The sequence below is a fragment of the Paenibacillus sp. J2L1-98 genome (assembly GCF_056269405.1).
Map to the genome: position 1 here is coordinate 900434 of NZ_JBWDNW010000001.1, position 23383 is coordinate 923816.

The window sequence follows — 23383 nt, forward strand, 5'->3', positions numbered from 1 at the left end:
GTGATTGATAGTATATCTTCAACATTAATCACTCCTGCTCCATTAATTGTTAGATCTGTCCTCACGATATTTGCCCGGCGTAACTCCCGTGTACTTCTTAAACACTTTATTGAAGTAATGCCGATTTTCATAGCCTACCTTGCTGCCGATCATATTGACCGGAATCTGGCGGATCTCGACCAAAAGTTTTTTCGCTTCGTTGATACGCAAGGTATTCAAATAATGAATAAACGTCGCCCCGGTTTCTTTTTTAAATAGGCTGCTGATATAGTTCGGGTGCAGATTCATATATTCGGCGAGCATATCCAGCGAAAGTTCCTCCGAGTAATTCCTGTCGATGTAAGAGAGAATTTTGGCTGCATGGTGTCGATAATCGGAATCGGCATCAGTTGGAAGTTCCTTGAATATCTGATGCAGCAATGCGGCAATCTCGTCCTTGTTGATCGGTTTAAGCAAGTAGTCTACGACGCCTGCACGTATTGCCTTGCGCGCATATTCGAATTCATCATAACCGGTCAAAATAATAAACCGTTGACATAGATTGTGCTGCTTGGCCTCGTGGATCAATTCGAACCCGTCTATCTCAGGCATATTGAGATCAGTTACGGTAACATCGGGCTTATTACTCTTCATTAACTCCAGCGCTTCGTATGCGTTGTTGCCCGCAATGACCTCCGTTTGGACGGGGGCGGCCTCTTTGACGATTTTGACGAGTCCCTGCAGGATTAACGGTTCGTCATCCACAATCAATATTTTCATGTAACAGATACCGCCTTTTTCAATAGAAATAACGTCAATGTCGTACCTTTCCCCCGCTCGCTCTCAATCTCAAGACGAGACTCCCCGCCATAGAATGCCTTGATTCGCTCACTCACGTTGTACAGCCCTAAGCCTCCCTCATCAGATTGAATCGCTTTTGTATCGAGTCCGCGCGACAAGAGCGTTTGTATACCTTGCAGCTTATCCATTGGAATGCCTGCTCCATTGTCGGCAATGACGATGCGGACATACCCGTCGATCTCCTCGACGAGCAACTTGATCTGGACCGGCCGAATGACCGATAATCCATGGATGATGCTATTCTCGACAAGAGGCTGCAGCATAAACCGGGGGCATTGTATCTTGTCGGCCTGCGCAACAATCTCGAACTGATAGTCGAGCCGGTCCCGGACCCGCATCTTGTGAATGTTCAAATAAAACATGACCGTTTCGATTTCGCACTTGAGCACGGTATCGTCTTTCTGAGAAGACAGACTATACCGCATAAGACGCCCGAACCAATACGAAATGTCAGCGACTTCTTTATCATTGTTGGCTTCTGCCAGCATCCGGATCGTTTCGAGCGTGTTATATAGAAAATGCGGCTTGATCTGCGCCTGAAGCACTTTATACGCCGCTTCCTTGTTTAGGATTTCGGCACGGTGGACATTGTTGATGAGTTCATCCATTCGCTGGATCATCGCATTATAGGTTGAAGTAAGAAACCCAATCTCGTCTTGGTCGTCCTGACGGTTGATCATTACTTTTAGATTATCGTCGCGAATCGTCCTCATATGCCGCGCCAATCGCAGGATACGTTTGGCAATCGTCGAAGCGAGGAAATAATAAATAACAGATAGAACGATAAGAAGAACGACAATTGCTGCGATTAGGATCATTTCCTTACGTCTCACCGTTTGAAATACGTCCTCCACCTGACCGGTAACCACGACTCGAACGCCCAATTCCCCGATGTACAATTGATTGACAATCGACTTTCGGGTAATGAAATAGCCGTCGGCATCCCGGCCTGCGATCCATTCCATCAACGCACGGTTATCGGCAGTCGAATGCCGGCCTGTGGAGAATAACAAATCGCCTTTCTCCGAGAACAATAAGGCGCTCCAATTGTTTCCGGCGCCTGCCGCCTCATAAAACTTCCGAATCATTTCGTGGCTGATCCTGATTTCGAGCAAGCCTATTTTCTCAGTGATATGGTTATTATAAATATCCTGATAGTATATAAATGAAGGCTCGGATTGTCCGTCCGCTTGCCGAATCCATATCCCGCTTCCCGGCTTCAAATGATCGACGGCTGGCCGCAATGCTGGATCAATGTCGTTTTTATCCAGAAATTGCTTTGCAATCGGGAAGACCTCATCCTTTCGTTTATAGATCATGATGGATTCGATTTCGCTGTTGACGAACATCGATTGGGTAAACAATGGACTTATATATCTAAGATAGGCGTATACGCTTTCAGATTCGCTTTCATAAATACCGTCCAAATAATCGGTTACGTAAGGATTGTACTGAAGCAGCCTATGTACCGATTCAATTCGGACCATATCCGCCCGCAAGTTGGAATAGGCCTGTTCGAGAATCTTTTGCCGCCCGTCGACGAGCTGATGTGTTAAGTTTCCGTAGATTTGGTTGTAGTAATAGATCCCGAATACAATCACGGGGATGAAAATGATGACGACATATCCTAGAATGATCTTCCTGACAATGCTCATGACCGCTACCCCCTGCATCATTCCTCATCTGTTCCTTTTCAGGGTATCATGAGCCCGCAAAATCCGGTAGAGGCTTAGAGGGCCCTACCGGATTTTCCGCGTTATTTAAACAAAGATTGTTTCTCCTCGAACGTTTTGTTGGCCCAAGCGTCAAGCTTTTGCAGCCCGATCTTCTCGGCGTTTTTCATCATCGTTTCATAGCTCTGAACGGCCTCTTCTTCGGATTTCGCGAGATAGATTTTCACTTTCTCGTTGGTAACCATCTCGTCGATCTTTGTTTTGATCGTTTTTTCTTCAGAATCGGCCTTGACCTGAATCATTCCGACCTCCGGTTTGTACGTGGTTATCGCCTTCGTCTCCAGCAAAGCCTGGGTTGTTTGCGTACCCGGTACATACCCCCAAAGTCCCTCTACAATTGCGTCCGAATAAAGGAACCACCATTTAATGCCGTTACTGTTGACGAAATCGGAGTCAGCCGTATTGTATTTCAGATTCGGATACCCTTCTTCGTTCCATGTCCAATGTTCGCCTTCGATGCCGAACATGGTAAGTTTCTTCCCTTCGTCACTGGCGAGGAACTGCAGCAGTTTGATTGATTTCTCAGGATTTTTGTTGTTTTTCGTAATGAAAGTTCCGGACCAGCCTACCCCGGTATTCACGCGCACGGCTTCTTCCGAAAGCGAGCTCGGGATCATCTTAAATGTATAAGCCGCACCGTTCTGCTTGGTGGTGATGTTGTCGCGTTCCGCAACGCTGACCGTATGGCTATGCGCGAAGGCTTTTCCGCTGACCGCGTATTCATCATCAATTTGATCGTTGGCATGCGCGAAATTTTCCGCCAGAATAAATCCGTTGCGGTATAGGCTGTTCATAAACTTGAAGAAGTCAAGCATTTTGGGATGTTTAAGGTAATACTCTACTTTCCCTTCATTTTCGTACCAGGATCCAAAGCCGGCTTCGATGCCAAACTGTGTCATGAAATAAGATTCGATCCAGTTTTTATCCATGACGAGGGGAACCAACTCGGGATGTTTCTCCTTCACCATGCCCAGAAGCTTTACAAAGTCGTCCAGTGTTTTCAATTCCGGGTTGCCAAGTTCGTTCATAATGTCCTCGCGCACGGCTATACCCGGATTGCCGTCATTACCAAGAGCATACTTGTTGGTCTCCCATTCCTGCTTAGTCGCGAATGCATTACGAATGGTATAGAAATTGCCGTCTTCCATCGTATTGATCGCGATCCGCGTGGGATCGATTTCAAAATCCGGGGCATACTTCTCCACCAGTTCATTCCACGGATACGAAATGTTGGAATTGGAGAGCCTGTCGATATCGGAGGCTGTGAAAATCAGATCGGGCAAATCGCCGGATGCGATCATAAGCGGCAGCTGTTTATCGTCCGTAGCTACTGTAACCTTGAGCCTAACACCGGTTTTCTCCGTGATTTTATCGGCCACCGATCCTGTCCATTCTTTTATAGGGTACCAACTGTGGTTAATGAATAACGTCAATTCTTCGACATCCTGATTGCCGTCAGCTGTTTCGGTGCCCGAATTGTCAACATTTGGATCCCCGGCCGAAACATTGGCGCCCGTGTTGTTGCCCTTATTGCTGCCTTCGCCCGAGTTACCTCCGCTGCATGCGGACAAAATGGTCAGCATCATGATAATGGACAGCGACAGTACCAACATTTTTGTTCGTTGACTTCGCATCAAGAAAACCCCTCCATGTTTTGTTGTTTATATTATCAAAGCGGGTGCTTTAATAACGGTATTGACGATCGACTAACCTTTTACCGACCCCAACATGATGCCTTTGACGAAATACTTTTGCAAAAAAGGATAAACACAAACGATTGGGGCGATCGAGACCACCATCGATGTAACCTGCAGCGAATAATTAGTGACGCCAGACGCGCTGGCCGCGGCACCTACAGACTCAATCGGGATGTTGCTCTTGTTGATGATTTCCATCATCCTGAAGGTCAGCGTCCTCAGAGAGTCGGATTGCACGAAATATGCCGAATCAAGCCACGAGTTCCATTGTCCTACCCCGAGAAATAGCGACATGGTTGCAAGAAGGGGGGTTGAAACCGGAAGAATAATTTTAAAGAATATTACGAATTCGTTAGCCCCGTCTATATATGCGGATTCCTTTAGCTCAATGGGTACTTCCCGGAAAAAGGATATTGCGATCAGCAAAAAGAAAGTACTAAGCATCGATGGAATAACATAAACACCGAACGTATTCAGAAGTCCGAGCGAACGCAGTACGACGTAATAAGGGATCAGTCCGCCCGAAAAGTACATTGCAAAAATGATAACGGCAAAGTAAACTTTGCTAAACAGAAGGTCCTTATGCGACAATCCGTAAGCGACTAGAGAGGTGAACAACACGCCGAGCAACGTTCCTACTCCGGTACGGGCAACGGTAATGAACAGTGCATTATACCAATTGGAATCCGTAAGGAACGTGGCGTAGTTCTCCAATGTAAAGCTTCTGGGCCATAAATAGATGCCGCCGAGCAAGGAGTCCTTGCCTTGGTTGAACGAAATGACCAGTACGTAAAAAAACGGATATAAAGTCGCGATCATGATGCAGAACAATAAAACGTAAATGACGCTGTCCAGCAGCATATCCTTCTGTTTCTGAGATGTCAGCAAATGACTGCCCTCCTTGTCTTCAAAATAGGCTCGAGCCCGAAACTCTCTTCGCAATGTAATTGCTGGAGAAGATCAGCAGAACGGAAATAATCGACTGGATCAGATCGATTGCGGCAGCGTAGGAGAATCTGCCATCCGCCAACCCGACCTTGAATGCATAGGTTTGTACGATTTCCGACGTCGGGTTATTGACATCATTGCCCAACAAGTAGGCCTGTTCGAAGTTGGATCCTACCAGTCCGCCGCCAAGAATACTGCCGATTGTCAGAATCAGTACCACAACAATCGTTCCTTTGATGCCAGGAAACGTAACATGTCGAATTCGGGCCAGTCTTCCCGCGCCATCGATTTGAGCCGCCTCATAAAGCGCAGGATTGATGCCTGCTATTGCCGCCAGGAAAATAATCGTCCACCAGCCCATTTCCTTCCACACCGCGCTGCCGACAGCTAGTCCCCAGAAATAGCTCGCGTTTGTCAGGATATCCATCGGCATGTCAATGAGACCGATTTTGACCATCAACTTGTTTATAATCCCGATATCCGCTGAAAGAAACGAGAACGCGATACCTACCACGACGACCCACGAAATGAAATGCGGAAGATAGCTTACCGTTTGCACAAACCGTTTGAACGCCATGTGTCTCACTTCATTCAGTAGAATCGCGAACAAGATAGGCGCCGGAAACGCGAATATCACTTTGAGGAAGCTTAAGACGAGCGTGTTTCTTACAATTTGACCAAATCGATAATCATTGACGAATTCGTCAAAATATTTAAGACCCACCCAATCGCTCGTAAATATCCCCTTAATGCCGGTGACGATCGAGTAGTCCTTAAAAGCCATCACGACCCCAAACATCGGCGTGAAGGAAAATATCAGCAGGAATACCATGCCCATTCCCACAAATAATTGAAGCACAATTTGTTTTTTGAAGCGCTTCCAAAGCAGCTGGAACGGTGTTTCCAATTTTCTCTCAAAGTTCATGTGCTATCCTCCTTTGTGTTAATCTTACTCTCCTACTCTAGCGTTTAAAAGACAACATTCTTAAGAAAGCGTTGTCATTTCTTAAGGCTATATACACTGAGCTTCGTGAATTTCGAACCTAAATCAAAGCTAAATTAAACTCTCTTTTGGGGAGTATAATGGAAATGGCCTCTTCGTTATTGTGATCTAGATACACAAGGATCAGCTGCCGCGGCAATCTGCTCCTTTTTTGACTGAACTATAGTGTTCCGTTAGCGTAATGAAAAATTTCTCATATCCTATATAGCTTTATCCCTTAAACAAAAAGCCCCCGACCAGTTCAAGGTCAGAAGCTTTTAGATAATCGAAGTATGCCAAATGAGAATTCCCTTCCTAGACGCAACCAAATGAGCATGCTTGATTGCTAATTGTCCCAATGCTAATCAGGTCCTCGAGATCCTCACCGGTATTGTCAAACTTTTTGACGTTGTAGACACGAAGCGATGTCATCTTAATACCTCATATATGAATGCTTCCTGTTAGATAAGAAAAAAGCCATCGAAAATCGGCAGCTTACTTCTAAGTTATAGTGTCTCGGATCATCGACTTTACTATATGAGCCATTCTTTAGAACGACTGGGACTAATGAAAACTACTTTGATTTTTAATCCTGATGTGATCGTACTAGTAAAGAAAACTGTTGGGCTAAAAATTGCGGCGTGTAAGGCATGTCGTGTCGGAGCCAAGCCACAATCGTGCCAATCAATGCTGCCGAACCGTGCCATATTGCAATATCTTTTTGAATACCGGCTTTTGAGATGAAAGATTCTCTTCTATTCTCCACACTTTGCGTAACGGTCTCCGTCAACATCTTTAGCAAACGATCCGTAAAGATTGGCGTCCGTCTCGAGCCTAGAACAACTTTATAAAATTTTGCATGTTCTGCAATGTGTTCAAGCAAACTAACCAAAACCAACGAATCCTTCTCTTCACCAGAATTCGGATTCAGAGGCTTTCGGTTTAAGACATTTTGAATGTCCTCGATCATATCATCGGCCATTTTCTCAAGCATATCCGGAATATCGCGATAATGCAGATAAAAGGTCACCCGATTAATGGTTGCGCGCTCTGCGATACGATTAACAGATATCTTCTCAATCTCCATTTCCTGCAATAAATCGACAAAGGCATTTTTCAGCAATTGACGCGTACGAACAATTCTTGGATCTGTACGAGGCTTATCCTGGTTCATGTGGATGTTATTCCTTTCTATATTATGATTTACAATTTCATTATTTTTGTTGAATAAGTAATACTAAAGCGACAGTAAATATAATTTACGATTAATACTTTACACTTCGGCCTATTTTCGTCGCTTGTAAGAAACAGCTTTCTGTATATAATTTAATTTATATCGTGTTAATTATCTAACACTTTGTAAATTAAGTCTAGAGAAAAAGAAAACGGAGAGGATGGAGAAAATTGAGTAATAGTAAGGAACCAACCAGTAGTTCAGTAAAAAGAGGACCCATTCTGTTTGTTATGATTTTGGGTGCCTTTCTGGCGACGCTGAATCAAACCATCATGAGTGTTGCGACACCGGAGCTAATGACCGACTTTAATATTTCTGCCACAACCGCCCAGTGGCTAACCACAGGGTATATGCTGGTTAACGGCGTGCTGATTCCAATTACAGCTTATTTCATGCAGCGTTTTAGCACTAGACAGCTTTTCCAGGCTTCAATGATCATCTTCCTTATCGGTACAATTGTCTCTGCAATTGCAACGGACTTCCCTGTTCTGCTAACCGGACGTTTGATTCAAGCAGCCGGTGCGGGTATTATTATGCCGCTTCTTACAAATGTTATTTTAGCGCTGTTCCCTCCCGAAAAAAGAGGAGCTGCAATGGGGATGATGGGACTTGCCATTATTTTTGCTCCAGCGATTGGACCGACGCTTGCCGGTTACATTCTGGAAAACTACGCTTGGGAAACGATGTTTTATGGCATGATTCCACTTGCCCTCATTGTCATTGCTTGCGGATTCTTTTATTTGAAGAATGTATCGGAACGGGTTAAAACTAAGCTTGATATTCTTAGTGTCGTTTTTTCCACTATTGGCTTCGGTACACTGCTGTATGGTTTCAGCCGGGCGGGGAGCCTAGGCTGGTCGAGCTCAGAGGTTATTCTTTCTATTGTTGTAGGTATCGTAGCCCTCGCCTTATTTACATGGCGTCAGTTGATTTCTAGCACTCCATTACTTGATCTGCGGGCATTTAAGTATAATATGTTTTCTTTGACGACGATCATCAATATCGCGGTAACGATGGTCATGTATGCGGATATGATGCTGCTGCCGCTCTATTTACAAAGTGCGCGCGGGTACTCAGCCTTGGAATCCGGTTTTCTGATGCTGCCTGGCGCGCTCGTGATGGGCTTTCTGATGCCGGTTACCGGCAAGCTTTTCGATCGCTTTGGCGCAAAATGGTTGTCGATCATTGGTATGATCATTACGATCGTTACAACACTAGGTTTTGTTAACTTAACAGACTCGACTACCTTCACCTATCTGCTGCTAATGTCTACTGCCCGCCGCATTGGGATGGCGTTGCTTCTGATGCCGATCCAAACCGCAGGCTTGAATCAATTGCCGAACCGATTGAATGCACATGGTACGGCAATCTCTAATACCATTCGGCAAGTTGCCGGCGCTGTGGGCACTTCGCTGCTCGTAACCGTCATGACCGACCAGACAAAAACTCATATGCAGGATATGATGGCTTCCGGCGGAACAGAGGGCGCTACGCAAGCTCAGATGATCACGGAAGCAACCATACAGGGGATCAATGATGCCTATCTCGTTATTGTCGGGATCGGTGTTATCGGTTTGCTGCTCTCGTTCTTTATCAAACGTGTAAAACAAGCGGTCGAGGTGCCGGAGCCGTCTAAAGCCGAAATGAAACAACCTGTCATGACAAGAGCTTAAATCAACAAACAAGACTACTGCCTACTTTAAAGGCAGTAGTCTTGTTTTTAATTAGTGATGTTTTGATAACCGCCTACTGTCTCTGCTACCGGTTCGTCCGTTCCCACCTTCTCTCATACTACCCTAGGGTGAAATCCTGCAAACGCCAAAATTATCGAATAAATATTCGATAACATAAAAATCAACAATCTAGTTTAACATAGCCAATAAAAAAAGCCACATTCTAAGACGTGCCATAATGCTTAACTTCATAACATAAATGATCATTTAAAAAAATAATCATTACCTCTTCGCCTTATAAAACTCATGATAAAGCTTCATCAACGCACACTTCTCAATCCGTGACACATAGCTACGCGAAATTCCAAGTTCCTTCGCAATTTCTGAAGAAGACCAGGAAGGACGTATCTTTACATGACCCAATTGGTACGGATAAGGAAGGTAACGAAATTACATTAATTGATATTCTTGGAACGGAAGCCGACGATATTGTGGATAAGGTACAACTGAAAATTGAGAAAAGTAAGATCTATAAAAATCTTGATGACCGAGAAAAGGAAGTTGTGATTGGGCGATTCGGGCTTGAGCATGGCGGGGATGAGCGAACTCAAAGTGAATCGAAACAGTTTCCAAGATAATAGGGAAGTAATCTGATTTTTTTGTTCAAATAACATTTCCAAAAACAAAAAGAGGGGTTCTTCGCCCCTCTTTACTATTTCCGCCAATACATCTCAGTTACTAATCTTTTCTCGCCAACAGTGAGCAACACTCCAGATGTGTGGAGTAAGTAGCGTCAACACATATAATTTATCTAATTCTAGAACGCCTAAATCGAATTACGAGTCTGAGTGAATGAGTAATATTTATTTTCAGAACGTACTAAGCCGTAGTTCATAAAAATACTGCACAATTGGATGCTTTAACTTCATCTTCTCGGTCATATTTAAAATTCGCTTTTTTCCAACTCGTCTGTCCACCAAAGCTAGAATATTCAATAAGATATCATTGCTCTCTATGCTTTCCTCTATAGAAATGGATAAAAACTTATTAGCTATAACGATAAAATTTGATTTACTTAATGATGACTGTGCCGACAAAAGCTCCTTTGCATATTCTGATTTTTTTCTACTTCTTGCAATTACTTTTAGACGATCCTCCGGAACTATCCCCTTGGTATCTTTTCTGACTGCTTCAATTTCTTCATTGTTGATAGGAATTTGGATATCTGAATCATTCTTAATTTCCAGCTCCGTCTGATACCATTTGATTAAGTTAGTTGTATCACTCATATTAAGTACGTTCTTTTTATCTACTGCAATATAACAAAGCCCTGCTTTATCGGGTAAATAACGGTAGCTCGTTGCACGGTATTCGACCCTTCCATATAACGCAGGACAGAGAAAACTCTCCAGATTTTGTTTCAATTTGCTCCAGGCCATGTACTACTCCTTGTTCTATATTAATAACTACCCATTGAGGCAGTTGTTCTATTATCCATAATACTATAACTAAACTCAATCCTCTATGTTCGAATGAAAATACCTCCATCGCTGAGTTCAAGCAGTTACTTTTCAATGTTCTCCCGTTATATCCTTACTACGCACTCAACATGTGTGGAGTGTATATACAAAAAAAGACCAAACGGAATTTCAGCCATTTGGTTTCTTTTATTGATATAACATCCAGCAATCAATCCCTAACTTTATCGCCATATACGATAAGATCAGATGTAATATAAGAGCTCAGGTCATTTCTTACCGCTTCGCTTTATAAAACTCATGATACAGCTTCATTAGCGCCCTTTTCTCTATCCTTGAAACATAACTCCGCGAAATCCCAAGCTCCTTCGCAATCTCACGCTGCGTCCGCTCATCCCCGCCATGCTCCAGCCCGACCAGTTTCCTGAATTATTTACTAGATGCATTTCTTGTTTATTCGTATGCGGAACACCTGGGCCTAATACTCAGATGGCATTTTTTATAAGCTTTCAAACTTTCATATTCTTCCATGGTAATCGTCAAGATGGTACCATGCTTATAACCATATGGGAAAGTAAAGGTTTTATCCGAACGAATAAATCTTCCTGTTGACATTTTCTCTGCTATGAACGGAACATACCCTTGTTCTTCTGCGGAACATCCATAAAAATCCAAGAATAAGCACCATCTGCCATCTTCCAATTTAATTGCTGTTGGAGCTTCATATTGTCCTGATTGCAGCGACTCCATGCTATTATCAAATTCTTCAATCTTCTCAAATGGTCCAGTTATATTCTCTGATTCCATAAGAATAATTCTAGCAGGGTTCTTTTCACTCTTTAAGAATAAATAATACTTTCCGTCTTCCTCATACATTGCAGAATCAATGACTCCACTGTCTTCTTTCTGATATAAAACCTTAGCTTCTGTAAAATTCACAAAATCTTTTGTTCGGGAATAATAGATTCCCTTTTCTCCATTGTTATTGCTGCTATGGGATGATGACCAGTGAATGACGTAATCATCATTTTTCTTATCATAAATAATATCCGGTGCCCACAAACAGCCGAAGTCTTCATCTCCCAGTTTTATCATCCTTTGTTCTGACCAGTGAATCAAATCATCAGACTCCCAAAGGACAAGATATTTGCTTCCGTTTCTGGATATTTTGTCCCATGAATGTTGATACTGATTCAACATACCATACGACAAACTTAGGTCTGTTGCTAAAATAAAAAATTTACCTTCTTTGGTTCTAGTAATCGTAAAATCTCTTACGCCCTTATCGCCATAATAACTCCATAAAACAGGATTTCCATCATTAACTTCTTCCCAATTAAAGCCATCCTTACTAACTCCGAAATAAACCTGTTCTCCGTCCGGTGTTCTCTTCTCCTTAAAATGTACAAATAAATAAGCTTGCATTATTTCTAATCCCTCCCTTTGTAATATGATCGATCTAGCGTTTCGGTCAAATCTAAATACAGTAATTTACTGCTAAGGGAATTCACACTCAAAAATTTGCAAATTCAACAGGTACACTATAATATATTTTAGTTTTATATGCGGGGGATGCGTTTAACTCGCGGGCATCCTCTACAGCTGCACCTGCTGCATCAGCCCATCTTCGCCGAAGGTGAGCGGGTCTATGCAGACTTCGCGATGAAAGCCTTTTCCCTCTGTAAACCGGGTCAGCGGCGTGACAAACCGGTGATAAGCAATCCAATACTTATCGGTGCCGGGCTCCTGGAGAATCGAATGATGAGCGGTGCCGAGCATATCCTTTTCCTTATTTTTGACAAGAACCGGATAGCGGTAAGTTACCGGCCCGTAAAGATGCTCCGCCGTGCCATAATTCACGTGGTAATCCTCGCTGCCAGTGTCGTCGCAGGACCACGTGAAGTGATACTGCCCGCCGCGCTTTAGAACGGTGACCGCCTCCCGGAAGTCGTGCAGGCCGACAAGATTCTTCATCGTATCCTCAATTACGTTTACCATATCTTCGCTGAGCCGTACGATTGCAGGGTGTGCATTTCCAAACAGCAGGTACGCTGTACCATCATCCTCAAAATAGACGGATGGGTCTATGGCCTGGCCCATGGCGATACCAAGACGCTTCGTCTGTTCCATGGTAACAAGCGGCTGCGGCTGTGCGCGAAACGGGCCTACCGGAGTCTCGGCAACCGCAACCCCTATGGCGCTCTCTCCGCTTTTCATTTTGCCGCAAAAATAATAGTAATATTTACCGTTTTTGCTGGCAATGGCCGGAGCCCATGCGCTGCCGACAGCCCAAGGTACATCTTCCGTCGCAAGATCCAAAATCACTCCTTCATCTTTCCAAATACGCATGTCAGCCGAAGAAAACGCATGAAATTGCGTACCCGACCAGCCCGTGAAGCCATCTGTTGTAGGATAAAGATAATAGCGGTCGCCGAACTTCACAAGGTCCGGGTCGGCGAATTGCCCGGGCAATACCTGATGGCCGTCGCCAAACGCCGCCAGAAGGCGGCTGCATTCAGCAGCGGTAATAGGGAGGACTCCGCCGTGGCGTTTCTTGGTTTTCCCCAAATCGAACGACCCTTCAGGCAGAACCCGGAATTCACCGCCTTCAAGGTCGGAGGTCAGCAGGGGGAGGTAGCCCTTTCCTTCAGCAAAGCGATCCACAATAAGGCACCACTCCTCGCGGTCGCCCAGCTTGAAAATTTGCGGTCCTTCCACACCTAACAATTCCTCCAAAACCGGAACGTGCAGATTGGTAAATGAGTCTTTTTCCAGCGATGTGCCTTTTTCGACCCGGATATTCTTAGTCGTCTCATCCTTGGAAAAACGGTAGTAGGTACCGTTGTGGGCAATGATCGTGGTGTCAATGATGTGGTTTTCCCGTTCAATATACTTTTCAGGCGCTGTAAAGCTGCGGAAATCCCTGGTACGGGCGCTATAGATTTTTTGTTTCCGCTCATTTTCCTGCGGCTCCTGCGTCGCGGAGGCCCAAAACACCAAGAAATCGTCCGCGGCTTCATCATAAATGGCCTCCGGCGCCCAGACGCAGCCGGCACCCGGTACGCCAAGGGTGACTGCCCACGGCGAAGACCAATGCACCAGGTCGGCGGATTCCCAAATGATAACGTCGCGGCTTCCGGCATTCGACGCAGCGGACCAGCCCTTTCCGTTCGCAATGCGGAGATCCGTGGCAATCAGATAAAACTTGTCCTCCTTGGGCGAGCGCACCAAAAACGGATCCCTCACGCCCTTTTCCCCCAGTTCGGAACGCAGAACCGGTAAGCCCGCGTTTAGATCTTTCCAATGCAGGCCGTCCTCACTGTAGGAGAAATAGACCTGCTCGCCGTCAGGCTGTTCCCCGATAAAATGCGCCAAAAGATATCCTGAATATCTGCTATATTGTACTGACAAAAGAAAGCCCCCTTAATAAATTAATATCGCATATGGATCTCCACATGTACCCTTGCGGTTAACCCTCCCATATTTTCCTGGGTCAATGCCCTTACATTCCTTCGCTCTACCTCGATAACGAGTTTGGAGACGACTTTCTCATTATTGATGTCGTTCTTGGTGAGAGGTTTTTACTTTTATGAAATACTGTATTAATATAATTGTTAATCCAATGATCAAAACATTAATTCATGTTTCATATTAAGACATATTTGACTGGAATGCAATCCTTAATAAAAAGCCTGTAGTCGGCAAACGTTACCGCTACAGGGCAGCATTAGTTTTCCGATGGGAAACTGATTCGAATCCCAATAAGAATTGATGAAGGGTCTCAGCTCAGTCCGCTCAGGCGGTAAACCGGTAAAGATCTTCACGAGAAAATAGACCACTGATGTGTTCAGCGGTCTGCCTTACAAATTCTGTATCCATTTTCAGTACTCTTCCACAGGGAGACATTTGTTTACAAGTCGTTCGTTTAATTATTTCTTCTGTTTATAAAACTCATGATACAGCTTCATTAGTGCCCGCTTCTCTATCCGCGACACATAACACCGCGAGATCCCAAGCTCCTTCGCAATCTCCCGCTGCGTTCGCTCATCCCCGCCATGCTCCAGCCCGAAGCGGCCGATGACGACTTCCTTTTCGCGGTCATCGAGTATATCTAGATTCTTATAGATTTTGCTCTTCTCAATCTTCAACTGCACCTTATCGACAATATCATCGGCCTCCGTGCCGAGGATATCTATTAGCGTAATTTCGTTGCCTTCTTTGTCCGTGCCGATCGGATCGTGCAGCGAAACGTCCTTCCGGGTTTTCTTAAGCGACCGCAAATGCATAAGTATTTCATTCTCGATACAGCGCGCCGCGAACGTAGAGAGCTTTGTCCCTTTGCCGGTTTGAAAGCTCTCGATCGCTTTAATCAGACCGATTGTCCCGATACTAATTAAATCCTCGAGATCCTCACCTGTAATATCGAATTTTTTGACGTTGTGGACACGATACGATGTCATTTCAAGCATCATTCATGGTAATAAAAAAGAACCAACCCTTGTGATGTCACAACGATTGGTTCATTCATCATCTATTTCATTTTGTAAATGCTGTTCTATAGTTTTTACCCAATGAGGAATAGTCTCAGCCTTATATTTTATCACATTATGGTCGAATTCAGCTTCCAATACAATCACACCATCTAAGTCACTATTATCAATAACAATTAAGTGATCAAGAAGGTAAAGATGAGCAAGCAGATTTTTCATAGAGGTTTGATCTACCTGCTGATACCCTATGTTTTTCAGGATTATCGTTATCAATACGACGTGCTAATGCATCTGGATCAACATTAACACTAATCCCAAGTCGATCGATAATTAGATTACGAATTGTGCTCTTTCCGCTGCCATTATTCCCAGCGAATACAAACATAACAGCAGTTGGTTCATTCATGTTCATTTTCCTGTTTTTCAATTTGTTCGATATTCCCATTGCTATATTCTTTCACAAACTGCCCATCTTTTGTTTTGTAGACAACATAGGTACCATTAGCCTTAGCATCTAACTTGGCACGATCTCCCGTTAACTTAATCAGCTTTTGAAGATCCTGTATGCGATTCATAACTTCCCACGTTATCCATCCCTCGGTTTTAAGGGTTTATCTCACATATACTCACTCATTCGCAGGATTTCGTTACCTTGGATCAAGTCCATCTCAGATAGCAACGCAGTTGATGCCGTTTGAGGTGGTTGGCTGGGCATGCGGAAATAAAGGAACACTCAGGAAATATTCCCCAGAATGTCGCTTCACACCAGACCGATTGATGGAATTATATTTGAAAATCAGTGACACGGGTATGATGTAGCATCTTCCTCGGGTCTCATTGGCATGCAGTTGCAAGGGGCGATGGCTATATTCACTGTCAATCTCAAAAGAATATTGAGACTAATGAAGTAGAAGAGGTATTAAAGTAAATAAATAAAGGCGAATTCTCATTCAGAATTGAATGGAATTCGCCTTTGTTTTTTGAAGTTCTTTTTACAAAAGTAAAAAACACACGTTTTTCAGTGGCCTCCCTTGGTACCGGGGAGCTTTCGCCTGCACGACTAAATTTGATTTAGCTTTCCACAACCAACTTGATGACAGTATCGAGCGGCTCCCATTTATCTTTAGGAACTTGGATCGAAACCCCATGTTCATTTTGTTCGAATGGAACCGAAGTGCCGTCAAGCAATTGGCACTGTATGATTTTCTGCTGAAGCGCCGGTAACACCATGTTTTCAAAAGCCGTCATATCCTGAACATGCAAATAAAGATGATTGCCTTTGCATGTCATGCCATATACATTGTCTACCGGCTCGAGCGGCCCCGCCTGAGTTCCATAGATCGATTCCCCGTTCTTCTTCATGAACGCTCCAATTTGCTTTAACCGCTCCACTTGATTTGCAGGTATTTCCCCTTCTGGATTGGGAGCAACGTTAAGCAGCACATTGCCGCCGCGGACAAAACAGTCAATCATTAGCTTGATGATGCTTTCCAGCGGCATGACTCTTTCTTCATATTCATAAGACCAATGAAAAGCGATCGTGAAGTTTTTCTCCCAGTCGATGGGCATGATGTTTCCGGTAACTTCATGAGGACCTTCGTCGCATTGAAAATCGCCGATCCATCCGGATCGCGGATTGATTACGCATTTGGGCTGGTTGCTTCTTACCAATTCGTTTAGCCGGACCGGATCCCAGAACCAAGCCGCGGTTGCATCCGTTCCGCTATGAGCCAGCCAGCCTCCGTCATACCACATAATATCGATCTGCCCATACCGCGTGGTCAACTCCCGGATTTGCTCATAGCATTGCTCCTTCATCAACGCCGCATTATCGGGCAGTTCCTTCGGCTGGAAGTATCCTGGGAAACGCCAATCCATTGGCGAATAATACAATCCGACCCGTAGTCCAGCGTTGCGGAAGGCGTCCGAATAATCTTTCACAAAATCGCGTTTCGCGGCGGCATGCATGCTGTCGAATTGTCCGTAGCTGCCCGGGCTATCCCAGAGCGCAAAGCCGTCATGATGGCGGGTTACCATAACCGAATACTGCATGCCGGCTTCCTTGGCCAGACTGGCCCATTGCTCCGGATTCCATTTTTGAGGATTAAAATCATCGGCCAGCTTCGCATATTCGTCTGCGGGAATATTCTCGTTGAACATAACCCATTCGCCGCGTCCAAGTTTGGAGTAGAGTCCCCAATGGAAGAAAAAACCGAGCTTCGCATCCCGCCACCATTGCATGTCTTCATCGCTCAGGTTCAGCCAAGGGGCCTCCACACCATCCTTGCTTTTCAACACAATACTGCTTTTTAACATGGAGGCGAGCTCGGCGTCTTGCAATTTCTTATTGGACATATTCTATCAAACCCTTCATTCAATAAAATTTCGTTGTTTGTCATTATAATAAAGCAACTTAACTTCAAATAAAATCACATTATTTTAATATCTATGAAACAAAAATACGATTTTTCTCACATCACGTTTTTGAATCACTTAAGGTATTCTTTGACGCTGTGATCTAATTTTCCGGCATTCCACGTCTTTTGTACACTTTTGTCTTGTTATGAGAGATGGATAATCCGAAGTATTTTATGAATTTCACAGAGCCGTATCCTTGCAGTTCATTCATTCTAATCAGAAACACCGGCGGACAGCCGGTGTTTTCCTTATAAAAGGGGTTTGATTTTAGGAAAGGGATGAATAATTCGAAAGAAAACACAAAACCTAGTTGAAAACAGAAAGGTGAAAAATAATGCACACTAACTGGACAAGGGCAGGCCGCTGATGTTTATTAAACCGATGCTTGCAGATAGTCGAGACGAACCTTTTGATCACCCTGATTATCTATTTGAACCGAAAGGAAATGGGATTCGTTTAGAACTGGTAAATCAAGAAAAACGAACATTATATACACGTCACGGAAACGATGTAACAATCCGGCTTCCAGAAATAATGCATTTGAAAATAGATCGCGATACCGTCCTAGATGGAGAAGCAATATGTTATGATCCGCATGATCCGCTGAAGGAAGATTTTGAGGCTGTAAAGGCTCGCTTTAATACAAGCAAACAACAAAATGTCCTTAATGCCTCTAAACAATCCCCTATCACCTATATTGTCTTTGACATCCTGCAGCATCTTGGGAAATCGGTTATGCATCTTCCCCTGCTGCAGCGCAAGGCACTATTACACGCAGCTATCGAAGATCAGCCACATCTCAGAAAAGTCATCTACGTGCAGCAGACAGGTATTGCATTATTCAACATCGCTAAGCAATATGAACTCGAAGGTTGTCTTTGTATTATCTAATTGTACGTAATAGAACTTGTACACAAATAAGCACGAATATTCCAATAAAATCCTATAAAAAGCTCATTCAATTGAATGAGCTTTTTATGTAAATGCACTACATGAAAGAGAACTGTGAATTCAAAGTTCGGTAAGTCTTTTCTATATGCCTCTCCATAATAAAGAGCATACCCTTTGAGTGAAACAGGAGTATGCTCTTTATATACATTGTTGTATTCAAAATCTGCTCACTTCTACGAACATGTAATTTCTTCATCATGAATTCACTCAGCGCACAAACAACAAGAAGCGAAGAAGCCACCCACGTTGTTGCTAAATCTCCAATTAATGAGATGAATGAAAAACCAAATAAATGGCCTGCAGCTGCACTTCTTGTGCAAGTGGAAGGAGCTAAGCGTATGAATAAAGACGAAGAACTAGTGTTATAGTTTCTGAAAATCATCCTTGGGCAGAAAAACTAGTTATTCTATTTCGAGAGCTTGAAAATTAAAAAAAGTATTGTTTGTTAATGATACCATGACCTGCATCCCAATTAGACATTGAAAGATCCTCAGTTAAGCGATTAGCCAAATAAGTGATTGCGATCTTTCAAAGCTGCCGTTTCCTTACCATAGTCATAATGGCTAGACAGACAGGTATGAATGCTGTCGGAACCAGACTAGAAAACGGAAAAATTTCATAGTTATAGAATATTAAATCCGACAAACGCGTATAACTATTCTGCGTCATAGCAAAAAACAACAAACCTACGGGCAAAACAAGCGGTTTCGACTCCTTAAACCGGAAAATATGTCCCATAACCTTTACAAACACATATTGAATCACAACAAGTTCAAACAAAGTGGTAATGGTCCAAATTGCGATGATTACGATTTCGATTCTTTCCATGTATTCACCGAATTTAACCAATTGAATTACTGAAAAAAAGGGAAACGTTGCCGATTTCGTCAAAGTCATTCCCAGCGATCCGAACGTCAAATAACTTGATGCAATCAAATAAATACTGGACAACGATAATCCTATGATGGAACTTGTGAATATTTTTTTTGTGTTTTTCACCCGTGATAAAAGAAAACCCAAGACAACGATCTTTCCGAAAGGAAATGCGAAAGAAAGGATCCCTCCATAGACTATTTCCGATAATCCGCTTTGAAATTGCGGAAGGAATGGATTCGTCTCCACTTCCCGTAAAATAGAAATACTAATTACACAAATGGCCAATACAAATAATGGAAGGATAAATTGGATAGCGCGAGCTATCGCACCTAGTTCGAGATAAACGGCATAAGAAATTGCCAGTACCATGCAAAAAATTAATACATGCGAAGATGTATTAGGAAGGATCGCTGTTGTAAAGAAGGAAGCTAACGCCCGATACGCCAATCCCCCTAATTCAAGAAAATAAATAAGATAAATGACGAGCACTAGCTTCGCAACCCATTTTCCACACAACTTTTCGCATATTTCCATCATAGATGAATTTGGATACTGCCATTGTACATAGCATAAAAGCCGCAGAACCCCAATAGCAACGAAAGTGGCCAAAAGGTTTGACATCCATACATCATGTTTAACCACTTTCGCTTCGAGCAAATACAATGTCGAGAAGCCCGACAAAAAACTGAAACAGAGGCATGCGAGTTGGCCGTGGTTTATTCTATCTTGATATACTGTCATAAATTCTCCAAATGAATATGCAAAAGGTTTAAAAAATAATGAGAAACTGGATAAAAAACGAATTTATACAAAGATTCTACTGTAGGCAAAGCATTGCTGAAGACTGGAAGACAATAGCCTGCCGTCACTACACACAATAACAGCATCACAAAGGCATTGAATTTCGCACTTTTTCTCCATAAGCGAGCAAACTCTTTGATTCCATAACAAACGGAAATGAATCCTACTGCATAAACAAGCATGTTATTTCCCCCCTATACTTTGGATCATTCCCAAAGTATCAATTTTTACATCGACATGGACTTTGATTGGAATCGTAGTGTATATGTCCATCCATTCATTTTTCATTTTTTCCCACTCAATTGGATGAAACTGGATGAAGTAATCAGAGAAACCAGTAAGATCCACTTTTAATTCCTTTTGGAAACGATTCAAGCTGTCGTGTATGATGTTTTCCATGTGCGTGGAAGCCGTTTGCTCAAGTTCCACAAGATTGTCCTGTCTTAGCCGATGATTCGTTTCACTCAAATTCGCTTTAAAAGTCAAATGTATCTCCAATTTTGGACTTCCGTCAGATAAACTGCTGGATATGACTTGTTTGGAAACATGATAAAGTAATGTCACTTTCGAGGACTTGTAGTCCATAGTTTCGATAAATTCAAGGTTTTTCCACTGACGTTTCTGCGACAATAAATGAATGACAAGCACCTCTTTCCCCTCCAACCAGTCAATAAACCCCCCTTTGTTAAACACAGAACCACCGCCCGAAACAAGCACATCATGGGAATTATTTGACAGCTTCGACTTCCTCAGCCTTCCCACAACAAAGCCTCTATACGGATTGGAGTTCCAATTCGCAATATTTTTTACCGTCTGGTTGATACTTTTGCCCCAATCCATTTCATTCCGGGTTTTTCCCAACAATTCGTTCGAGAGTAAATCTCCCGTTTCGGATTTCACTCTCAGTTTATCTGCCGCTTTTCCGTCACTTACCATCAGATAACTGGTAATACGTACTTGACGATTCCTAGTTAAAAAATCCACGATATCGTAAAAAGAATGACGCGCTGCACTCTCTCCGACAATAATGAATTTGTTGTGTTGCCATATCATTTTTTTGCTAGCCTGATTCCGCAAATTTTTTGCAGCATCATAAATCGAGGTACCTGTTGCACTTGCAACCCATGCAGAGAGCTTTCCTGACTTTTCCGTACTTGCGGATGAAGGTAAAACACAATACGCAGTAAGTACATACTTATTCTTTTCCTTGTCATAATCGATCCCTACTGCCATAACCAATGTGATATCGCTAATTTCAATAACATCCGGCGAACAACCTGTCATCAAAGACACAAGCATACACACAATGAGGAACCATTTAACATTCTTCATTCTTTTCTGGTTCACTTCCAATCAATAACGTCCCTAGTTTTGGTGCATATCTCCATTCATTATGCCTTACTTCGAATTGTTTCTATATCGGACCGGAAATAGCACATATTTTTTCAGAGTCTGAATCAAACGTTCAGATTCAACCGGCTCCAAAAACAAGGCCCCGTTGGATTGTAAGGAGCACAAATGTAAAATGATGACGAACAAGCCTATGGAGATCCCAAATACACCGGCAAAAGCCGAAAGAAAAATAATTGGAAATCGCAGCAAACGAAAAGCGATAGCGGTGCTGAAAGAAGGAATGGTAAAAGATGCAATACCCGTCATCGCCACCACTATTACCATCGGACGGGACACGATTCCCGATTGTACAGCGGCTTCCCCGATAATTAATGCGCCCACGATGCTGACGGATTGACCCACTGCGCGAGGCAGTCTCAGGCTAGCTTCCCGCAAGATCTCGAAAGCAACCTCCATGATAATTGCTTCTACAAAAGTAGGAAAGGGGATCCCCGCTTTCGCGGAAAGAAAAGCCATTATTAACGGCGTTGGGATCATTTCCAGATGGAACGTAGTCAATGCGATATATAACGAAGGTCCAAACAATGAAATAAATAATGTGATCAAGCGTAAGAAACGCAAAAAATTAGCAAAATAAAACCTTTCATATAGATCATCGCTTGGGTGCAGCATTTCGAAAAACGAGGTAGGGGCAATCAAGGCATTCGGCGTTCCGTCAATTATCATTGCAATTTTCCCTCTATTTAACGCACTAACGATTCGATCAGGCCTTTCCGTATATAGGATCTGGGGAAAAGGTGAATAGGTGCTATCCTGAACCCATTCCTCGATTTGAGCGCTATCCACCACAACATTCAAGTCGATGGATTCGATTCTTCTTTGAAATTCCTTTAGAACGTCTGGATCCACTTGATTTTCAAGATATAGTATGATCGCTTTTGTTTGACTTTGCCGACCAATTGTATACGATTTTGATTTTAATTCAGGTGTTTTCAGTCTCCTATAAACCATGCCAAGATTTGTTTGCAAATTTTCAGTGAATCCCTCTCGCGGTCCCCGAACATTAATCTCAATCTTCGGCTCATCTATCTGACGTGTGTCGTATCCGGGCAACACCATGCCATACGCTTCGGAGCGGCCTTCAACAAATATAACTATACCCGCATTTGCTACCAGGCTCACAATTCCGTCCAGTTCCTGTATCGATCTAACCTCGCCCAGAGAATGAAACGACTCAATAATTACCTCATCTGCTTGTCCCTGCTGAACGAAAAGATCTTCAGTCATTTTACGAATGATTTGTTGATTTAATGTTTTCTCATCAACAAGGATATTTAAGTAAACAATAGAAGCTAACGGTGAATCGTCAGCCTTACTAAAGTTACGGACAATTACAAAATCATTATTTGCAAATTGTTGTAACAGCTTTTCTAGATTCGGGGCTATAGATGTACTAATATGTTCTGATTTCAGCTCCATTGCTATATCCCCCAAAAGTCCATCAAGATAATAAAATTTCCATAATTTCTATCGTAATCGTTCCCATTGGTATTATATTATTGGTTTAATTGGTTCAGAAATATTCAACAGTACGAATTGATTCTTTTTGAATATTTCACGTGACGAAAACCACAACTTAATCGTAATTATCCTTTAACTGCCTGAAGAGTCTATAACTTTAGTCTGGAATCGATAAGAAAACAGTCGACCACTACTTAGAAGCTGATCGTTTTGGTTAGGAATGCTTCACGAATTACAACCCGAAATTGAGACTTTGTTTCCTTTGTTTCGTTGAACCCTCTCAAAACATGCCCTTCATGTTGTCTGATGCCATTAAAATCACCCCCCTCTGTGGAAAAAAAAAAGAGCCGTCGCCGAGGCGAACAGCTCTGATTTTCAAACATCAGCT

Annotated in this window: 20 protein-coding genes and 4 pseudogenes; 3 read left to right on the plus strand and 21 right to left on the minus strand. The window is 43.1% G+C overall.

Annotated elements, in window-relative coordinates; translation table 11 throughout:
* Positions 1-42 precede the first annotated feature (42 nt).
* From AC0YNZ_RS04065 to AC0YNZ_RS04095, 7 genes and pseudogenes are all read right to left on the minus strand, one after another.
* Positions 43-759: a response regulator transcription factor gene (locus AC0YNZ_RS04065; protein WP_475825376.1), complete on the minus strand. Its 717-nt coding sequence runs from the start codon at positions 757-759 to the stop codon at positions 43-45.
* A complete protein-coding gene (locus AC0YNZ_RS04070; RefSeq protein ID WP_475825377.1) occupies positions 756-2495 on the minus strand; it encodes a sensor histidine kinase in 1740 nt (579 codons plus the stop codon). The genes AC0YNZ_RS04065 and AC0YNZ_RS04070 overlap by 4 nt, the downstream gene beginning before the upstream one ends.
* A gap of 101 nt (positions 2496-2596) precedes the next feature.
* Positions 2597-4207 carry an extracellular solute-binding protein gene (locus AC0YNZ_RS04075; protein ID WP_475825516.1) on the minus strand — a complete coding sequence of 537 codons (1611 nt, stop codon included), beginning with the start codon at positions 4205-4207 and terminating at the stop codon, positions 2597-2599.
* A 72-nt stretch (positions 4208-4279) separates the two neighbouring features.
* Complete coding sequence (locus AC0YNZ_RS04080) at positions 4280-5158, minus strand: carbohydrate ABC transporter permease (protein ID WP_475825378.1); 879 nt, start codon at positions 5156-5158, stop codon at positions 4280-4282.
* A 19-nt stretch (positions 5159-5177) separates the two neighbouring features.
* A complete protein-coding gene (locus AC0YNZ_RS04085) occupies positions 5178-6143 on the minus strand; it encodes an ABC transporter permease (RefSeq protein ID WP_475825379.1) in 966 nt (321 codons plus the stop codon).
* Between the two features lie 405 nt (positions 6144-6548).
* Positions 6549-6632, minus strand: a pseudogene (locus AC0YNZ_RS04090) (flagellar biosynthesis protein FliA); the annotation flags it as partial.
* A 154-nt stretch (positions 6633-6786) separates the two neighbouring features.
* The gene (locus tag AC0YNZ_RS04095; protein WP_475825380.1) at positions 6787-7374 is read right to left on the minus strand and encodes a TetR/AcrR family transcriptional regulator; all 588 of its coding nucleotides are present in this window, start codon (positions 7372-7374) and stop codon (positions 6787-6789) included.
* A gap of 290 nt (positions 7375-7664) precedes the next feature.
* On the opposite strand from AC0YNZ_RS04095, the gene AC0YNZ_RS04100 reads away from it, so the two are divergent.
* Positions 7665-9107, plus strand: a complete 1443-nt coding sequence (locus tag AC0YNZ_RS04100) for a DHA2 family efflux MFS transporter permease subunit (protein WP_475825517.1) — start codon at positions 7665-7667, stop codon at positions 9105-9107.
* 282 nt (positions 9108-9389) lie between these two features.
* On the opposite strand, the pseudogene AC0YNZ_RS04105 reads toward AC0YNZ_RS04100, so the two are convergent.
* A pseudogene (locus AC0YNZ_RS04105) lies at positions 9390-9491 on the minus strand (sigma factor-like helix-turn-helix DNA-binding protein); the annotation flags it as partial.
* Between AC0YNZ_RS04105 and AC0YNZ_RS04110 the strand changes: the two are divergent.
* Positions 9491-9724: pseudogene (locus tag AC0YNZ_RS04110) on the plus strand (RNA polymerase subunit sigma-70); the annotation flags it as partial. The pseudogenes AC0YNZ_RS04105 and AC0YNZ_RS04110 overlap by 1 nt on opposite strands.
* A 252-nt stretch (positions 9725-9976) precedes the next feature.
* On the opposite strand, the gene AC0YNZ_RS04115 reads toward AC0YNZ_RS04110, so the two are convergent.
* From AC0YNZ_RS04115 to AC0YNZ_RS04155, 9 genes and pseudogenes are all read right to left on the minus strand, one after another.
* Positions 9977-10546 (minus strand): SF0329 family protein, encoded by a 570-nt coding sequence (locus AC0YNZ_RS04115; protein ID WP_475825381.1) that lies wholly within the window; start codon positions 10544-10546, stop codon positions 9977-9979.
* Positions 10547-10861: 315 nt separating this feature from the next.
* A pseudogene (locus AC0YNZ_RS04120) lies at positions 10862-10999 on the minus strand (sigma factor-like helix-turn-helix DNA-binding protein); the annotation flags it as partial.
* Positions 11000-11038: 39 nt separating this feature from the next.
* Positions 11039-12010 carry a glycoside hydrolase family 43 protein gene (locus tag AC0YNZ_RS04125; protein ID WP_475825382.1) on the minus strand — a complete coding sequence of 324 codons (972 nt, stop codon included), beginning with the start codon at positions 12008-12010 and terminating at the stop codon, positions 11039-11041.
* 171 nt (positions 12011-12181) lie between these two features.
* On the minus strand, positions 12182-13996 hold the full coding sequence (locus AC0YNZ_RS04130) for a glycoside hydrolase family 43 protein (RefSeq protein ID WP_475825383.1): 1815 nt from the start codon (positions 13994-13996) through the stop codon (positions 12182-12184).
* Between the two features lie 518 nt (positions 13997-14514).
* Positions 14515-15057 (minus strand): RNA polymerase sporulation sigma factor SigK, encoded by a 543-nt coding sequence (sigK, locus tag AC0YNZ_RS04135; RefSeq protein ID WP_475825384.1) that lies wholly within the window; start codon positions 15055-15057, stop codon positions 14515-14517.
* Positions 15058-15105: 48 nt separating this feature from the next.
* Positions 15106-15294 (minus strand): hypothetical protein, encoded by a 189-nt coding sequence (locus tag AC0YNZ_RS04140; RefSeq protein WP_475825385.1) that lies wholly within the window; start codon positions 15292-15294, stop codon positions 15106-15108.
* Positions 15260-15481, minus strand: a complete 222-nt coding sequence (locus tag AC0YNZ_RS04145) for a hypothetical protein (protein ID WP_475825386.1) — start codon at positions 15479-15481, stop codon at positions 15260-15262. Before AC0YNZ_RS04145 ends, AC0YNZ_RS04140 begins: the two co-directional genes overlap by 35 nt.
* Entirely contained in the window at positions 15474-15650 is a 177-nt protein-coding gene (locus tag AC0YNZ_RS04150; RefSeq protein ID WP_475825387.1) for a hypothetical protein, read from the minus strand. Before AC0YNZ_RS04150 ends, AC0YNZ_RS04145 begins: the two co-directional genes overlap by 8 nt.
* 496 nt (positions 15651-16146) lie before the next feature.
* Entirely contained in the window at positions 16147-17430 is a 1284-nt protein-coding gene (locus AC0YNZ_RS04155; protein ID WP_475825388.1) for an alpha-L-fucosidase, read from the minus strand.
* Between the two features lie 429 nt (positions 17431-17859).
* Here AC0YNZ_RS04155 and AC0YNZ_RS04160 point away from each other — a divergent pair, with 429 nt between their 5' ends.
* A complete protein-coding gene (locus tag AC0YNZ_RS04160; protein WP_475825389.1) occupies positions 17860-18384 on the plus strand; it encodes an ATP-dependent DNA ligase in 525 nt (174 codons plus the stop codon).
* 588 nt (positions 18385-18972) lie between these two features.
* Here the strand turns inward: AC0YNZ_RS04160 and AC0YNZ_RS04165 are convergent.
* From AC0YNZ_RS04165 to AC0YNZ_RS04180, 4 genes are read right to left on the minus strand one after another with little or no spacing between them, the layout of a single operon-like run.
* Positions 18973-20061, minus strand: coding sequence for a GerAB/ArcD/ProY family transporter (locus AC0YNZ_RS04165; protein WP_475825390.1), 1089 nt, complete (start codon positions 20059-20061; stop codon positions 18973-18975).
* Positions 20058-20303, minus strand: a complete 246-nt coding sequence (locus AC0YNZ_RS04170) for a hypothetical protein (RefSeq protein WP_475825391.1) — start codon at positions 20301-20303, stop codon at positions 20058-20060. The genes AC0YNZ_RS04165 and AC0YNZ_RS04170 overlap by 4 nt, the downstream gene beginning before the upstream one ends.
* Before the next feature lies 1 nt (position 20304).
* Positions 20305-21468 (minus strand): Ger(x)C family spore germination protein, encoded by a 1164-nt coding sequence (locus AC0YNZ_RS04175; protein WP_475825518.1) that lies wholly within the window; start codon positions 21466-21468, stop codon positions 20305-20307.
* A gap of 51 nt (positions 21469-21519) precedes the next feature.
* Positions 21520-22953, minus strand: a complete 1434-nt coding sequence (locus AC0YNZ_RS04180) for a spore germination protein (RefSeq protein ID WP_475825392.1) — start codon at positions 22951-22953, stop codon at positions 21520-21522.
* Positions 22954-23383: the final 430 nt, after the last annotated feature.

What these genes read in the sequence shown, in the direction of transcription:
- AC0YNZ_RS04065 (WP_475825376.1), bottom strand. Translation starts at nt 759, where the DNA reads ATGAAAATATTGATTGTGGATGACGAACCGTTAATCCTGCAGGGACTC.
- AC0YNZ_RS04070 (WP_475825377.1), bottom strand. Translation starts at nt 2,495, where the DNA reads ATGAGCATTGTCAGGAAGATCATTCTAGGATATGTCGTCATCATTTTC.
- AC0YNZ_RS04075 (WP_475825516.1), bottom strand. Translation starts at nt 4,207, where the DNA reads ATGCGAAGTCAACGAACAAAAATGTTGGTACTGTCGCTGTCCATTATC.
- AC0YNZ_RS04085 (WP_475825379.1), bottom strand. Translation starts at nt 6,143, where the DNA reads ATGAACTTTGAGAGAAAATTGGAAACACCGTTCCAGCTGCTTTGGAAG.
- AC0YNZ_RS04095 (WP_475825380.1), bottom strand. Translation starts at nt 7,374, where the DNA reads ATGAACCAGGATAAGCCTCGTACAGATCCAAGAATTGTTCGTACGCGT.
- AC0YNZ_RS04100 (WP_475825517.1), top strand. Translation starts at nt 7,665, where the DNA reads ATGATTTTGGGTGCCTTTCTGGCGACGCTGAATCAAACCATCATGAGT.
- AC0YNZ_RS04115 (WP_475825381.1), bottom strand. Translation starts at nt 10,546, where the DNA reads ATGGCCTGGAGCAAATTGAAACAAAATCTGGAGAGTTTTCTCTGTCCT.
- AC0YNZ_RS04125 (WP_475825382.1), bottom strand. Translation starts at nt 12,010, where the DNA reads ATGCAAGCTTATTTATTTGTACATTTTAAGGAGAAGAGAACACCGGAC.
- sigK (WP_475825384.1), bottom strand. Translation starts at nt 15,057, where the DNA reads ATGATGCTTGAAATGACATCGTATCGTGTCCACAACGTCAAAAAATTC.
- AC0YNZ_RS04140 (WP_475825385.1), bottom strand. Translation starts at nt 15,294, where the DNA reads ATGAAAAATCTGCTTGCTCATCTTTACCTTCTTGATCACTTAATTGTT.
- AC0YNZ_RS04145 (WP_475825386.1), bottom strand. Translation starts at nt 15,481, where the DNA reads ATGAATGAACCAACTGCTGTTATGTTTGTATTCGCTGGGAATAATGGC.
- AC0YNZ_RS04150 (WP_475825387.1), bottom strand. Translation starts at nt 15,650, where the DNA reads ATGAATCGCATACAGGATCTTCAAAAGCTGATTAAGTTAACGGGAGAT.
- AC0YNZ_RS04155 (WP_475825388.1), bottom strand. Translation starts at nt 17,430, where the DNA reads ATGTCCAATAAGAAATTGCAAGACGCCGAGCTCGCCTCCATGTTAAAA.
- AC0YNZ_RS04160 (WP_475825389.1), top strand. Translation starts at nt 17,860, where the DNA reads ATGTTTATTAAACCGATGCTTGCAGATAGTCGAGACGAACCTTTTGAT.
- AC0YNZ_RS04165 (WP_475825390.1), bottom strand. Translation starts at nt 20,061, where the DNA reads ATGACAGTATATCAAGATAGAATAAACCACGGCCAACTCGCATGCCTC.
- AC0YNZ_RS04170 (WP_475825391.1), bottom strand. Translation starts at nt 20,303, where the DNA reads ATGCTTGTTTATGCAGTAGGATTCATTTCCGTTTGTTATGGAATCAAA.
- AC0YNZ_RS04180 (WP_475825392.1), bottom strand. Translation starts at nt 22,953, where the DNA reads ATGGAGCTGAAATCAGAACATATTAGTACATCTATAGCCCCGAATCTA.